Annotated in this window: 11 protein-coding genes, 3 tRNA genes and 1 pseudogene; 10 read left to right on the forward strand and 5 right to left on the reverse strand. The window is 66.3% G+C overall.

Features of this window, described 5'->3' with window-relative positions; translation table 11 throughout:
* Positions 1 to 131: 131 nt before the first annotated feature.
* Both J7E89_RS22900 and J7E89_RS22905 read right to left on the reverse strand, forming a co-directional pair.
* Positions 132 to 1,571: an FGGY family carbohydrate kinase gene (locus tag J7E89_RS22900; protein WP_214976261.1), complete on the reverse strand. Its 1,440-nt coding sequence runs from the start codon at positions 1,569 to 1,571 to the stop codon at positions 132 to 134.
* A gap of 54 nt (positions 1,572 to 1,625) precedes the next feature.
* Positions 1,626 to 1,925, reverse strand: coding sequence for a YtxH domain-containing protein (locus tag J7E89_RS22905; protein WP_214976262.1), 300 nt, complete (start codon positions 1,923 to 1,925; stop codon positions 1,626 to 1,628).
* A gap of 214 nt (positions 1,926 to 2,139) precedes the next feature.
* On the opposite strand from J7E89_RS22905, the gene J7E89_RS22910 reads away from it, so the two are divergent.
* From J7E89_RS22910 to J7E89_RS22930, 5 genes are all read left to right on the forward strand, one after another.
* A tRNA-Asn gene (locus tag J7E89_RS22910) sits at positions 2,140 to 2,212 on the forward strand.
* 5 nt (positions 2,213 to 2,217) lie between these two features.
* Positions 2,218 to 2,290: transfer RNA gene (locus J7E89_RS22915), tRNA-Asn, on the forward strand.
* 167 nt (positions 2,291 to 2,457) lie between these two features.
* Positions 2,458 to 2,534 (forward strand) — tRNA-Ile (locus tag J7E89_RS22920).
* Between the two features lie 338 nt (positions 2,535 to 2,872).
* Positions 2,873 to 3,106 (forward strand): type II toxin-antitoxin system VapB family antitoxin, encoded by a 234-nt coding sequence (locus J7E89_RS22925; protein ID WP_214976263.1) that lies wholly within the window; start codon positions 2,873 to 2,875, stop codon positions 3,104 to 3,106.
* The gene (locus tag J7E89_RS22930) at positions 3,103 to 3,510 is read left to right on the forward strand and encodes a PIN domain nuclease (protein WP_214976264.1); all 408 of its coding nucleotides are present in this window, start codon (positions 3,103 to 3,105) and stop codon (positions 3,508 to 3,510) included. The genes J7E89_RS22925 and J7E89_RS22930 overlap by 4 nt, the downstream gene beginning before the upstream one ends.
* A gap of 338 nt (positions 3,511 to 3,848) precedes the next feature.
* On the opposite strand, the gene J7E89_RS22935 is transcribed toward J7E89_RS22930, so the two are convergent.
* Positions 3,849 to 3,998, reverse strand: a complete 150-nt coding sequence (locus J7E89_RS22935; protein ID WP_214976265.1) for a hypothetical protein — start codon at positions 3,996 to 3,998, stop codon at positions 3,849 to 3,851.
* Positions 3,999 to 4,058: 60 nt separating this feature from the next.
* On the opposite strand from J7E89_RS22935, the gene J7E89_RS22940 reads away from it, so the two are divergent.
* Positions 4,059 to 4,814, forward strand: a complete 756-nt coding sequence (locus tag J7E89_RS22940; RefSeq protein ID WP_214976266.1) for a transposase family protein — start codon at positions 4,059 to 4,061, stop codon at positions 4,812 to 4,814.
* 94 nt (positions 4,815 to 4,908) lie between these two features.
* Here the strand turns inward: J7E89_RS22940 and J7E89_RS22945 are convergent.
* Positions 4,909 to 6,124: pseudogene (locus J7E89_RS22945) on the reverse strand (S8 family peptidase); the annotation flags it as partial.
* A 601-nt stretch (positions 6,125 to 6,725) separates the two neighbouring features.
* On the opposite strand from J7E89_RS22945, the gene J7E89_RS22950 reads away from it, so the two are divergent.
* From J7E89_RS22950 to J7E89_RS22965, 4 genes are all read left to right on the forward strand, one after another.
* Positions 6,726 to 7,826 carry a sigma-70 family RNA polymerase sigma factor gene (locus J7E89_RS22950; protein ID WP_214976267.1) on the forward strand — a complete coding sequence of 367 codons (1,101 nt, stop codon included), beginning with the start codon at positions 6,726 to 6,728 and terminating at the stop codon, positions 7,824 to 7,826.
* Between the two features lie 324 nt (positions 7,827 to 8,150).
* Positions 8,151 to 9,005, forward strand: coding sequence for a hypothetical protein (locus J7E89_RS22955; RefSeq protein WP_214976268.1), 855 nt, complete (start codon positions 8,151 to 8,153; stop codon positions 9,003 to 9,005).
* A gap of 92 nt (positions 9,006 to 9,097) precedes the next feature.
* Complete coding sequence (locus tag J7E89_RS22960; RefSeq protein WP_214976269.1) at positions 9,098 to 9,805, forward strand: ATP-binding cassette domain-containing protein; 708 nt, start codon at positions 9,098 to 9,100, stop codon at positions 9,803 to 9,805.
* The gene (locus J7E89_RS22965) at positions 9,802 to 11,088 is read left to right on the forward strand and encodes a hypothetical protein (protein ID WP_214976270.1); all 1,287 of its coding nucleotides are present in this window, start codon (positions 9,802 to 9,804) and stop codon (positions 11,086 to 11,088) included. Before J7E89_RS22960 ends, J7E89_RS22965 begins: the two co-directional genes overlap by 4 nt.
* Before the next feature lie 668 nt (positions 11,089 to 11,756).
* On the opposite strand, the gene J7E89_RS22970 is transcribed toward J7E89_RS22965, so the two are convergent.
* Complete coding sequence (locus tag J7E89_RS22970) at positions 11,757 to 12,656, reverse strand: transglutaminase-like domain-containing protein (protein WP_214976271.1); 900 nt, start codon at positions 12,654 to 12,656, stop codon at positions 11,757 to 11,759.
* Positions 12,657 to 13,104: the final 448 nt, after the last annotated feature.

The raw sequence follows: 13,104 nt of genomic DNA on the forward strand, positions 1-13,104 counted from the left end.
GCGGAGTCTCTCGGTGTCGGCAAGATCGGGGTTCGTCCCATCCTCCGACACCGGGCGCCGGTAATGCCAAAGAATTAACCCATCGCGGGGTCAAGCCGGGTCAAGCCTTGAAGGCAGCCGGCCGCCCCCGCTCAGGCGCCGCCGAACGCCCCCGGGTGGATCTGGTCCCGCGTGGCGCCGTACTGCTGGCGCACCGCCTGCCCCACCGCCAGCTCGTCACCCGGCTCCAGCACCTGCGCCGCCGCGCCCCGCCAGGCCGGCGGGGTGTGCGGTGCCAGCGTGCCCTGCGCGACGCCGAGCGCCCACGCGGCCTGCCGGGCCGCGCCCAGCGCCGCGTACTCGGCGGGCTGCGGCACGACCACCTGCGTACCGAAGATCGCGGGCGCCGCCGCCTGCACGGCCGGCAGCTCGGCGGCGGCCCCCAGGAGGAACACGCGCCGCACCTCCACGCCCCGGGCCCGCAGTACGTCCATGGCATCGGCCAGCGAGCACAGCATGCCCTCGAAGGCCGCCCGCGCCAGATGCTCGGGCTTCATCGACTCGCGCCGCAGCCCGCTCAAGGTCCCGGCGGTGTGCGGAAGTTGCGGCGTACGCTCACCCTCCAGGTAGGGCAGCATGACCAGCCCGTACGACCCGGGCGACGACTTCAGCGCCAGGTCGGAAAGCCCCTCAAGATCCGTCCCCAGCAGATCGGCCGTGCCGCGCAGCGCCCGTACGGCATTGAGCGTGTGCACGACCGGCAGGTGCATCCCGGTCGCGTCGGCGAACGACGTGATGAGCCCGCTCGAATCGGCCAGCCCCTCGTGGTGGACGGCCATCACGGACCCCGAGGCGCCGAGCGACACCACAGCGTCCCCGACCCCGACCCCCAGCCCGAAGGCCGCGGCCATCGTCTCGCCGGTCCCGGCGGATATGAGCAACCCCTCGGGCGTGGTCCCGGCGGCGTCGGAAGGACCGAGCACCTCCGGCAGCGCGGCCTGGTGCCCCAGCGCCAGCTCGACGAGATCCGGCCGGTAGGACCCGGTAACAGCCGACCAGTAACCGGTCCCCGAGGCCGCGCCCCGGTCGGTGGTCCTGCGGGCCGGGCGGCCGAGCAGCTGCCAAACCAGCCAGTCGTGCGGCTGCAGCACGGCGGCGGTGCGCTGTGCGGACTCCGGCTCGTCGCGCGCCAGCCAGCGCAGCTTCGCGACCGGCTGCGGAGCCGTCGGTACGGACCCGACGGCCTCGGCCCAGGCCTGGCGCCCGCCGAGCGCGTCCACCAGATCGGCGGCCGCGACCTGGGCACGCTTGTCATTGCCGAGCAGCGCCGGGCGTACCACCGAGCCGTGCGCGTCGAGCGGGATCATGCCGTGCTGCTGCGCCGATACGCCGATCGCCCGCACGCCCTCGAGCAGCCCGCCGGCCGCGGCCTCGCCCAGGGACAGAAGCCACACCTGTGGATCGGCCTCGGTGGATTTCGCCTCCACGGGGTGCGGGGCATAGCCCTGCCGCAGCACGGCACCCGTATCCGCGTCGCACACGACGATGCGCGTAGAACCAGACGAACTGTCCAAGCCGGCGACTATCCCCATGCCCAAGATTCTGCCGCATGCGGGGCCAGGGGCGCGCCGCGCCCGAGGACGGGGTCAGGTGTTGGTCGTACCCCAGTCGTCCTCGCCGCTCTGCCCGCGCTCACGCAGCGACCGCACGCGCTCGGTGACGGAGCCGGGCATCCGGTCCCCGACCTTGTCGCTGACCGTATGGAGCGCCTTGCCCGCGAAGTCGCGGCCGTTGTGGGCGGCGGACTCGGCGGCGTTGCGCACGGCGGGATTCTGGGCGACCTGGCGTGCGGACTTCTTCAACTGCTCGTAGCGCTCGCGCCCGGCTCGGGTCCCGAGCACGTACCCGAGGGCCAGTCCGGCGATGAATGTGAGCTTGTAGCGCATGGCTGTCACCCTTCTCCTACGTCGGTGGTCCCCTGGTGCCGGGGGAGTTTTCGGACCGTGGGGCTCTGCTGGCCGCCTACCCGTGGGCGCCCGTGATCACCCCGGGGGATACCGATTGGCGGAGCACCCCCCTGCTTGCGCTAATGTATGTGTCGCAGCGAGCACACGCCCCCCGGGACGCCATCCGGTGGGTACGTTCGGTGCAACGCAGCAATCCCCTGTAGCTCAATTGGCAGAGCAGCCGGCTGTTAACCGGCAGGTTACTGGTTCGAGTCCAGTCGGGGGAGCGCGATCCCCTGTAGCTCAATTGGCAGAGCATTCGGCTGTTAACCGGAGGGTTACTGGTTCGAGTCCAGTCGGGGGAGCGGCAAGAAAGAGGGCCCCTCAGGGGTCCTTTTTCATATCTCCTGCAACCGCGCAGGCGTCAGCGAAGTCCTCAAGGGCATGCGTAGCAGCCCACCCGAGGCAGGAGATCGTATGAGCAGCTATGCTGCGGCAGACGGCGCGCACAAATGTGCGCGACGCGCCGTAAGGGGCGGTAGCTCAGCCGGTTAGAGCAGCGGACTCATAATCCGTCGGCCGTGGGTTCGAGTCCCACCCGCCCCACCACGCAGTGGCCGCGCAGAATCGTTTCTACCTGCGGAAACGTGAGAACGGGCGCCGCCGCTCCAGTGCGGCGGCCCCCGTTCATCCGTTCAGACCAAGATCCAGGGGACACACAGGGGCACGGTGCGCCCGAAATGTGGCTGATGGTCGATAGATCGCATGTGCCGTAAAAAGTGGTCAGGGTGGTTATCGTCGCGTGTGGCGAGATTCGGGGCTTGGAGCCTCGGGTGAGCTCGTCGATCCGGCTGTCGTGCCGCTCCGCCTTGCGAGCTCCCGCGGAGAATGTTGGTGATGTACCTTAGGTATGTACATCGTGTGGACTCTCGGGTGGGGTGGTGAGCATGTCCGTTACCCAGATCGACCTTGATGACGAGGCGCTGGCCGAGGCGATGCGTCTGATGGGCGTGACGACGAAGAAGGAGACCGTCAACGCGGCTCTGCGGGATTATGTGGCTCGCATCCGGAGGCTTGAGGCTGCGGAGAAGTTGGCCGAGCGAGGCGAGCGCGGCGAGTTCGAGGAGGCGGCAGCTGCGTACGACGCTGCCAAGCGCGCGTGGCGGGCGGCCTTTGAGTGATCACGTATCTCGTTGACACCTCTGCGTTGTGGCACCTGTTCCGTACCCCTGGGGCGCTGCGCCCCTGGGAGGGGCACATCGCCGCCGGGGTGTTGCGTATCTGCGAGCCCACGCGCACCGAGTTTCTGTACTCGGCGACGAGCCCGTCTCATCGCGACGAGTTGGCCGGGGAGCTGGATGCTCTGTGCCAGCTCTCGGCGGTCCCGAAGAACGCGTGGCGCTGGGTTGACACCGCCCAATACAAGCTCACACAACGCGGTCAGCACCGGGCTGCGGGAGCCATCGACCTCCTGGTGTGCGCGACGGCGGTTCATCACAGCCACACGGTGCTCCACGTGGACAACGACTTTGCGACCGTGGCGGCGGTCCTCAAGGAAGTACAGCAGCGCGACATCCGCACCTGACCACGACGCGTCTCAGCCGAAGGCTGCCCGTTGGCGGCGAGGCGCTGGCCACGTTGGACGGTGGCCATCGTGTGCCTGCCACCACCGACTTAGATCAGTCACGAGCGAGCGCCTTCGAGTGGGCGATGCCGTCGTCGGCCTGCGTCAGGGCCGGGAGTCATTGATGCCGCCGCTCCGACCTGATTTCCATGCACCGGGAGGACGCCCGGCTGCTTCGAGTGAACCGTGGCCCCGCAGGGACGACGTCATGTGATTCAACCGTGCGCCATGCCTTCCTCAGCGGAGACCTCTTGAACGCAGACAGCGGAATGCTGTTCCGCGTGCTCGTGTGCGCCCCCTCACTTCTTGCGGTAGTTCGGTGCCTTGATCAGCAGATGCTCTCGTCCCGTGATCTCCGGAACGTCGACCGTCTCGTTCCAGTCGGGCTCGGCAACTGAGCCCTTTCCAACCTGAGGTCGGCACTGCGGAGTTGGGCTGCTGTACAACATGGCGAAGCTCCTGGTAGACGGGTTTTCGACCAAGATCGCCCGTGCCGCCAGGAGCTTCGTGTGCTTGTCTACCCGTCATCCATCGACCTGTCCAGCCGCACCTTGCAGCATCTGGCCGGACGACTTCGTGCCCGCCACCGGCAGATCGGGACGAGGTGGCGGCGTCTGCCCGTCGGCCGTCAGGCCCTGCTCGCCCTGGCCCACTTGAGGTGCGGTGACACCTACGCTCAGCTCGCCGCCGGATTCCGCATCGGCGTCGCCACGGCGTACCGCTACATACGCGAGGCCGTCGAGGTCCTGGCCGTCCTCGCCCCGTCACTCACCGAGGCGATGAAGTCGGCGCGGACGAAGGCATTCGTGCTGCTGGACGGCACCGTGCTGCCAATCGACCGGGTCGCTGCCGACACCCCGTACTACTCGGGCAAGCACAAACGTCACGGCATGAACGTCCAAGTTCTCACCGATCCGTTCGGCCGCCTGCTGTGGGCCTCTCCGGCGCTGCACGGCTCCACCCACGATCTCACTGCGGCCCGAAGCCACGGGATCATCCACGCGCTCGCCGTCGCGGGGCTGAAATGCTGGGCGGACAAGGCGTACCAGGGAGCTGGCCGGCACGTCCGCGTGCCGTTCCGGGGCCGCCGGCTCAAGCGGTGGAAGCGACGCCACAACAGCAGCCACGCCAAGATCCGCTGCCTCGTTGAGCAGGCCATGGCCATCCTCAAGGGCTGGCGCCTGCTGCGGAAACTCCGCTGCAGCACCAACCGGATCACCGACATCGTGAAGGCCGTCCTCGTCCTTCAACTCGCTTCAACCTGAGGTTGGAAAAGCCTCAGTGACCAGGCTGGAGCGGTATTGGCCAGATCCTCGATCAGCTTGGTGAGATGGGCCCGCGAAACACTAGTGAATGCAGCGGCGGGGTGGCGCACGACCCGATGTACAGTAACCGGTTCGGTGAACCGGTGCCGGGTTTGATGACGACTCCGGTGGTGGCCGTGGAGGTCAGCGCCGCGGCGACCTGCGCCGGCGTCGCGGTGGGGTTGTCTGCCAGGTGGAGGGCGGCGGCGCCTGCGACGTGCGGAGTCGCCATCGACGTGCCGGAGATGGTGCTGGTGGCGGTGTCGCCGGTATTCCATGTCGAGGTGATGGATGAGCCGGGTGCGAAGATGTCCAGGATGCTGCCGTAGTTGGAGAAGCTGGACCGCGCGTCGCTGCTAGTGGTGGAGCCAACGGTGATTGCCTCTTCCACCCGGGCTGGCGAGGTGTCTGAGGCGTTGACGTTGTCGTTGCCCGCAGCCACGGCGTAGGTGATGCCGGAAGCAGTGGAGTTGCGGACTGCGTCGTCCAGCGCGGAGTTGCCGTCTCCGCCGAGGCTCATGTTGGCGACGGCTGGCTTGACGGCGTTTTTCGTCACCCAGTCCACGCCGGCGATGACACTGGAGACGGTGCCGGAGCCGTTGTTGTCGAGCACGCGCACGGCGACGATCTCAGCCTTCTTGGCGACGCCGTAGGAAGCGCCCGCCAGCGTACCGGCGACATGCGTGCCGTGGCCGTTGCCGTCAGCGGCGGTGGCGTCGTCGTCTATTGCGTCGTAGCCGTAAGAGGCACGGTCGCCGAAGTCTTGGTGGCTGATCCGTACGCCGGTGTCGATTACGTACGCGGTGACGCCTTTGCCCGCCGACTTCGGGTAGGCGTAGCTCTTGTCGAGAAGAAAGGTTCGCTGGTCGACGCGATCCAGCCCCCACGAAGGTGGGTCGGTCTGGGCGTCGGTGATACGGACTACCTGATCTTGGACTACCGACTTCACGGCAGGGTCGGTGGCGAACCGCTTGGCCTGCTTTGCCGTCAGCTCGACGGCCGTAGCCATTGAGCGCGGCGTCGTAGGTTCTGGCGATCTTGGCGCCGAAATTCTGAGCCAGAGTTTTGCCCTCGCGTGAGTTGGCTTTGGGAGCGTTGTCGTTGAGCGCGACGATGTATCTGTCCTTGATTGCGCTGGCTGCGCCGACGTTCGCGATCAGTCCTTCCGGCGAGTCGGTGGCCGTCGCAGGTGGCGCCGAGCCCACGTTCAGCGCCAGAACCAGGATGGCAGCAGCGGCGAGACGACGCCGGTTGACAGGCATCACTGCCATATGGGGGTCCTCCTCGAGAGTGGAGCTGCTCCCGGGCCCCAACAAGAGATCGCGGGCGAATGCGGGCGCACCGGCGCTGCGCGTCGCAACCGCCAGCGGAAGATTGTCGTATCGATGGGTACGGCCGCAAGAGGATGTCGCCTACACGTCGTGGCAGGGTGCCGGCTCTCGTGCGGTCGCTCATCGCGTGCTAGTCGGGCTGCCGCCCTCCAACGTGCACGGAGTCCTGGCCGGTACGGTGAGCACAGCCTGGCCTCGATGAATGGCTCCACCATGCGCGTGATCCGCTGCTACGAACGATCGCGGACGAGCTTGTCCATGTGGACGTTGAGAAGCTCCGGCGGATGCCCCACGACGGGTGTTGGCGCGTCCACGGCCCCGACCGGCTTCCCACGGTCCTCCGGGTTCGTCGGCCGGTCGCCGAATCGTGGGCGAGGCAGCATACGCGTCGGCGCGACGTGCGATGTAGTCGCCCCCTAGATCTGCTGCGCGGTGCCGGACCTGGCCATCTGCCGTTGGTGGGCCATCTGCCATCGGTTAGATTGCGGCGCACATCGCGCTGGGCCGAGGCGGTGGTTCCTGGACAGTGGGAGGGGCGTCTGTGAGTGCAGGGAATGAGTTTGGGAATTCTGGTGATTTGGACGGCTTCTCGTCTGAGCGGTGGCGGCAGGTCTGGAGCCATCGTGAGGACCTGCTGAAGGTAGCGCGACGGCGATCGGCGTCCGTGCAAGACGCCGAGGACGCCGTACATGAGGCGATGGTGCGCGCCGCGGAGCGCACCCACATAGACGGCGATCGGGTAGGCGCGTGGCTGACGACGGTGACGGTGCGGCTCTGTGTCGATCGGTATCGCCAGCTCAACCGCGAGGCAGAAACGTTCCTGCACCCTGACTTCGGCCAGACAGGCATCGAGGAAGCAATGTGTGATCAGGCGGAGGCCAAGTGGCTCGTCGACCGATGCCAGGAGCTTCCCGCACGCCAAGCGGAAGCTCTGCACTTGCAGGCGCAGAACTTGGACCTGTCGCAGATCGCTCAACGGATGGGACTGAGCTACCGAGCAGTCCAATCACTGCTGGCTCGAGCGCGCAGGACGCTGCGCGCCATATCGGCAGGGGCGCTTGCTGTCACCGTGTGGTCATGGCGGGGCCGGCCGCGGGCGGCCTGGAGCGCGCAAACAGTCAGCATGGTCTCCGCCGCGGTAACGCTGGCAGGCGCGGGGCTGAGCCTGCCGGCACTCTCCGAAACACCGCAGGCACCAGCTACGCGACTCGAGACATACCAGGCACCGCTCACCATTACCCCGGATCGCATCCCGAAGAACCAGGAAACGCCGCACGGGCCGACTGCTCCCCGCAAGGCCGCAGATGCCGGCGCTGCACTCGTCCTCTCAGCACAGCAGCGTCTTGGCCATCAGCCAGCCGGCGCCGACCCTGCGTCCCCGGATCCGGGCTCCCAGGGCCCATCCGACCAGCCGGAGGCCTCCGTCCCGGTCGCCCCGCCGCTTCCCGATGCCGGGCACGTGGCCGCCCCGTCGCTCCCGGAATCGCCCCCAGCCCTCGCGCTGCCCGACGTGCCCGCGCAGGCCTTGCCCATGTCCCCGGATGCCGCACTCACCCTCATCGAGCCGACCGAGCTCGACGGCGCCCCGGCCGAGAGGCCGGGCAGCGTTCCCACAGCGGATGTTCCGATGCTCCACGACTGAGACCTGCGACCCCCGAAAAAATTTTTGCCATCCGAGCGACGCAGAAGCCGCTCGCCGCCGTAGAGCAGATGTCAGGGCTACGTCGCAGGCGACGCAGCGGCGGAATCCGGAGAGGGGTATCAGCCAGCGGCTCGTCGCGGGAGCAGGACGCGGCGTCCGCGCATCGGCTCACGCCGGAGGCCCACTACTGGCCTTGTCGCCGGCGAACGAGGGACAACGCTTACGGTGACTCCGGCAAACGCCGTCGGCTATGTAAGTGTGCATTGCTGGTGTAATTCTGGCCCAACACGCGGCATAGCGTCACGGATAATCTGATCGTTGCCCTTGCCTGACATCATCCCATTCATTACTGTCTCGCCAGCAACAGATCAGCAACCCCCCACGCATCGTCCGCAAAATCAGAGTGCGAACTGGGAGTACGTTTTGATAATTCGTTCAAGAGTGGGCCACGCCTCGGCAGTCATAGGCATGATGGTCGGCGTTTTCACGCTCGTGGCGGCGAGCCCGGCCATAGCCGACGACATAACCGACGACCTCTACGCGAATGCCTCGGTAACCTCCGATGAAACCGGCAGCCAAGTGGACGTCGTGGAACACGCCGACACCAACAGTGCAGAAATGACGGTCTCCGTAGACGGCGAGTCGATCCTGGACGTTGGGGCCGGCGAGGACAACGAAACGGGCATCGGCTTCGGAAACACTGAAAAGGATTCGGCGACAGCCGGATCGGAGACGTACTCGACTAGTGCACTGCCCGGCGGCTCATGGCCGGAGCAGCACACGTCAGCCGCAGGGTCCACCGTTTACTTCGACGGCTACTACCGAGGAGTCGTCGAAGACAGAAGCAGCGGAACCCGCCAGGAGGCCCAAGTCTGGATCCGGGAGCCTGGAGGAGACCCGAGCCAAGAGCGCGGCGTATATGGCCGCGCGGACTGGTACGCCAGCAAGGAAAACTGCTACCCGACATCCTTCAACAGTGCCAGCTGCTCCACCGCCTGGAAGTGGGTGGACTCCGGTGAGACCGGTCGAGAGAACTCCAGCTCCTACCAGTACTGGTACCTGTGGGATGAGGTCCAGCCCACTTACGTCAGTGGTCGCGGCGCCTTCAAGGGGTGCATCGACATCAAGTACAAGTTCGACAAATGCACCGCGCCGATCCTCCGAGGCAGCTCGTACTGACTGACTCTCGCGAGTGGGAGCGAATTTTCCGCTCCCACTCGCGAGTTCTGCGGAAGGCGTCATGTCGGTTCAACGATGGGGAACGGCGGCCCATGGGCACAATAGTAGAGATTAAGGATCTTCACTTCGGATACCGCAGGCGAGCCGTATTCGAGGGCATAAATATTGACCTGAGTCTTGGGGTCAACTTCATCGCCGGGATTAACGGGGCTGGCAAGACCACCCTGTGCCGACTGATGCTCGGAGACCTGCGGCCCCGGCGCGGCACCATCGGCGCCCCGGGCGGCAGCACGGGATACCTGCCGCAAGCTTTCGGGTACCCGCCACGGTTCACCGTCGCAGAATTTGTCACCCACTTCGCGTGGCTCCACGGAGTGCCACGGAAATTGCGGGCCAGCCGCGTGCAGGAGGCCCTTAATTTGGTCGGCCTCGCTCAGCGAGCGGAGGAGCGAATGGGGGCGCTGTCGGGAGGAATGCTTCGGCGGGCAGGTATCGCACAGGCATTGGTCCACCAGCCCCAACTGGTGCTGCTGGATGAACCGACCGTGGGTCTGGATCCTCGGCAGCGAGTGGATCTTCGCAGCCTGTTGACCCAGCTTGGAGCCACGACGACCTTGGTTGTCAGTACCCACCTGCTGGAGGATGTGGCCGCGATCGGCGGCCATGTGGTGGTACTCCATGAGGGAACGGTCCGCTTCAGCGGATCAGCCACCGAGATGGCCGCTCACGCTGAGGACGGCTCAGGCTCGCTCGACAAGGCGTTCTTGGCCCTCACGGCCACCGAGGAGAAGGTCGCATGAAGCTGTGGTCGACGTGGATACGCAGATCATATGCGCCGTATTTCCTCCCGGCCGCACTCGGCATCCTCTTCTTCATCCGATACAGCGAGCCGAACCAGGACTTCCGCTTCGAATGGCAGTGGGCCAGCGTGGGCGCCGGAGAGTGGCTGATCTTCGGTGGGGCCCTGATCGCTGGAACAAGTGCCTGGGAGGCGTGGCTTACTCGCCGTCGGCTGGCGGGATTCGCACCGGGGCAAAGCAAACCTTCCATGGGGTTGATCGCCGTATGGACCGGCACAGCCACCTGGTGGCTGGCCCTCCATGCGCTCATCCTGGCCGGGTATCTCGCCGCTGCGACGTTGTCCGGCGCCATAGGACGTCTTGAGCTCGTCGGCGCGGCCGTACCGTTCGTAGCGATTGCCGGCTATTGCGCCCTCGGAGCCATACTCGGCTGGTTCATCAAGTCCCCAGCCACGGCGCCCGCGGTGAGTGTCGCCCTGCTCTACCTCGTAGTGGTCGGGATACCCGGTGCCGGGGACGCGTTGGATGCGCGCGGTGTCCTCTGGTTCGGGGCAGCGAGCAGCCTGGTGGGCTGGCGCATGTCCCTGGGAAACGTCGCCTTGCAGGCTGCGGCGTTCGCAGGCCTGGTGCTCGTGATCCTCGCGGTGACTGGATCAACCGTGCTTCGCCGGGCTCTTGTCGCAGTCGGCGTCACCGGCTCGCTCGCCGCATCCTTGATGGCCATGTCTCCTGAGCGTAGCCACTGGGAGCGGGACGAGGCTGGCCTCACCTGCGCCAACCCCATCGCAGGCGTCACCGTGTGCGGAACATCAGTCATTGCGTCGCGGCTCCCAGCTGTCGCCGAGCAACTGGCACCGGTCCTGGCAGAGATCCGCGCTCTCGGGGTCGTTCCGCCGAAGAGCTACCGGATTATCGGAACTGAGGGCGGGACAAAGCCTCAGGCGGGCGAGGGACTGATCCCCTTGGACCGACTGAGGGGAACGGCACCCATCGACCGAGCAACGTTGATTAGAGCCGTAACGTTGCCGTTCAGCTGCGGCATGGCGTCCAGGGACACGGGCATGGCAGTCATGGAATTTCGTACGGCTGTGTACGGCTGGACACTCCAGGAACTCGGCGAAGACGACCCCGGACGCTACCCCCCGCAGCTCGTCGACGACATCCGCGCAACGAGCCGACAAGCACAACTGAAATGGTTCCTCGCGGCATACAACAAGTCATGGAACTGCGCAGAATCCGGCTTCCACTACCCAGCGGGCGTGGCGCCGACAGCGGGGAACTGATGGCACACCTTCGTGGCGTCGGCCCTCTACTCCGGCCGCTGATGCTGTTCGCTGGATCCCGGGCGGGCGCCCCTTGGTCGCTGGTCGGCGTACTGACGCTCACAGCGGCTGCGGCACTCGCACCCCGCAGCTACTACTCGCCGTTCTCCCAATGGCTGGAGCCGCAGGCTTTCGCACCCTTCGCTCCTGCACTTGTGGCACTCATGCTGGGATTCGCGTTCAGCAACAAGATGTCCGTTCTGGAGCGAGCGGCACCACGGCTCCGCTTGCGGATAGCCCGGGCTGACTGGGCCCTGACCGTGCTTATCCTTGCAGCGTCGGCCGCCATCCTCATGATGCCCCTCGTCGACCCGCCATGGCGGATTCCGCTTGTCCGCAACATGATTGGGTTGGCCGGACTTGCCATTTGGGGGGCTGTCCTCCTTGGAGCACGACTGGCATGGGTTGTTGTCCTCGTACCCGTGGTCGTCATGCTGCTGGTGGGACGCGATTCCGTAAATGCGCAGGTTCACTCATGGGCCATTCTGCTGCACCCTGGCGATTCAGTCGTCTCTGCGTGCCTTGCCGGAGGACTGGCCACGGGAGCTCTCCTGAGCTACGTGCTCGGGGACACTCGTCCGTCACGTGGCATCGCAGGCGAGTGAACCCCAGCCCCGCGGCTCATTCGTTCACGACGGGTGCTTGCCCCTTTGGCCGCCTCCGTCGGCTGTGTCGGACAGGATCGTTGTCGGTACTCTCAACCCTGGATGCTCTAGGTAGAGGCACCGCAGATCTGCATGAGGGCCTCCGCGGGACTCCACTCGGGCGATGATGTCGAGCAGTTCGCGCTCGGCGTCGACAAGATCCTCCTCGGCCGTCTGGGCGATGCCCCAGCTGTCCCAAGGCAACGCCTCAACCTTGTTCAGTGCAGCCAAGTCGCGCACCACACTGGCCCTTATCATCCGCATCCCCGTCGAACCGGCGGAGCCGCTTACTCCGAATGTCTCCGGGCATCTGAACCCCAGCCGGCAGGCCTGCCAGGCCTCGCCGCCGACAAGGAAGTCGTCACGGGGTACTCGCATCGGGTCGAAGGAAATCCTGTACGCCGCCATGGCCTCGGGTGACGCCAGCTGAGCATCGGCCAGCCGCCACCCGAAGTCGGAATCCCAGTACTCGGTGATCCAGTGGTCCTCATGGAAGCCAGGTGTGAGGTACGAGGCGTAGCCGCATCGGACCCGCGCTGGAGTCCCGGTATGCCGCAAGAACGCGCACAGCAACAGTGCGAAGTCTCGGCCGGTGCCAAAGAAGCGGTCCGAGGGACTGCGCTGGGCGGTGAGCGCCTTGGCGCAACGGCTATCGAGAACCCGCAGGATGTCCGCGACGTACCGCGCCTCAGCCTCATTGCGCCTGTCCTCCAGCATGTGGTAGCCGAACAGGTCGCCCTCGCGTCGATGTAGGAGCAGCCCTCGTACCGCAACGGCGAGCTCACTCGGATCGGAGGGCAGCCAGCGGAGCGAATGCAAATCTCCCGGTTCACTGAAGGCACTGTGAGTCAGATAGAAATCGCCTTCCTCTGCAGCGAGTTCCAACCGATCACCTCTTGCTGCTCCTCCTGGCATCGGGCCACCTCTCGTGACAAGCGGCCCGCCGGTGCCGGAGCCGAGTCCCCCGATTCTCCTGGTCCTCGCCGGAACTGTCGACGTAATGGGCGAGGGATGATGGCCACGCAGTACACCACCACGGAAAGCGCCGACCTGATCGCACCGACTCTCTCTGGCGAGGTAGTCGGGCTCATCCGGCTACCGCACCGGCCCACGTAGTGGTGAGTGGGACGGCGGTGGAGCTGGCCGGTGAACGACAGGCCCATCCACGTGTGGCGTGGCGCCGAACGCGGCTTCGCAATCCGAGCGCCCGTTCGGGAACCGGCTCTGGACAAGGTTCCGTGAGTGCCTAACCCTCCTCGCCAGGAGCGGCGACGCACTACGCTGAGAACGGACGGCTGACTGCGAAGAGGTCGTGCGGCTCCACCCTCGGGCG

The sequence above is a fragment of the Streptomyces sp. ISL-100 genome (genome assembly GCF_018614615.1).
Taxonomy (GTDB): domain Bacteria; phylum Actinomycetota; class Actinomycetes; order Streptomycetales; family Streptomycetaceae; genus Streptomyces.

Bases quoted from the DNA above. Each gene is read 5' to 3' on its own strand.
- J7E89_RS22965 (WP_214976270.1), top strand. From the start codon at position 9,802: ATGAAGCTGTGGTCGACGTGGATACGCAGATCATATGCGCCGTATTTC.
- J7E89_RS22905 (WP_214976262.1), bottom strand. From the start codon at position 1,925: ATGCGCTACAAGCTCACATTCATCGCCGGACTGGCCCTCGGGTACGTG.
- J7E89_RS22935 (WP_214976265.1), bottom strand. From the start codon at position 3,998: ATGTTGTACAGCAGCCCAACTCCGCAGTGCCGACCTCAGGTTGGAAAG.
- J7E89_RS22960 (WP_214976269.1), top strand. From the start codon at position 9,098: ATGGGCACAATAGTAGAGATTAAGGATCTTCACTTCGGATACCGCAGG.
- J7E89_RS22900 (WP_214976261.1), bottom strand. From the start codon at position 1,571: ATGGGGATAGTCGCCGGCTTGGACAGTTCGTCTGGTTCTACGCGCATC.
- J7E89_RS22925 (WP_214976263.1), top strand. From the start codon at position 2,873: ATGTCCGTTACCCAGATCGACCTTGATGACGAGGCGCTGGCCGAGGCG.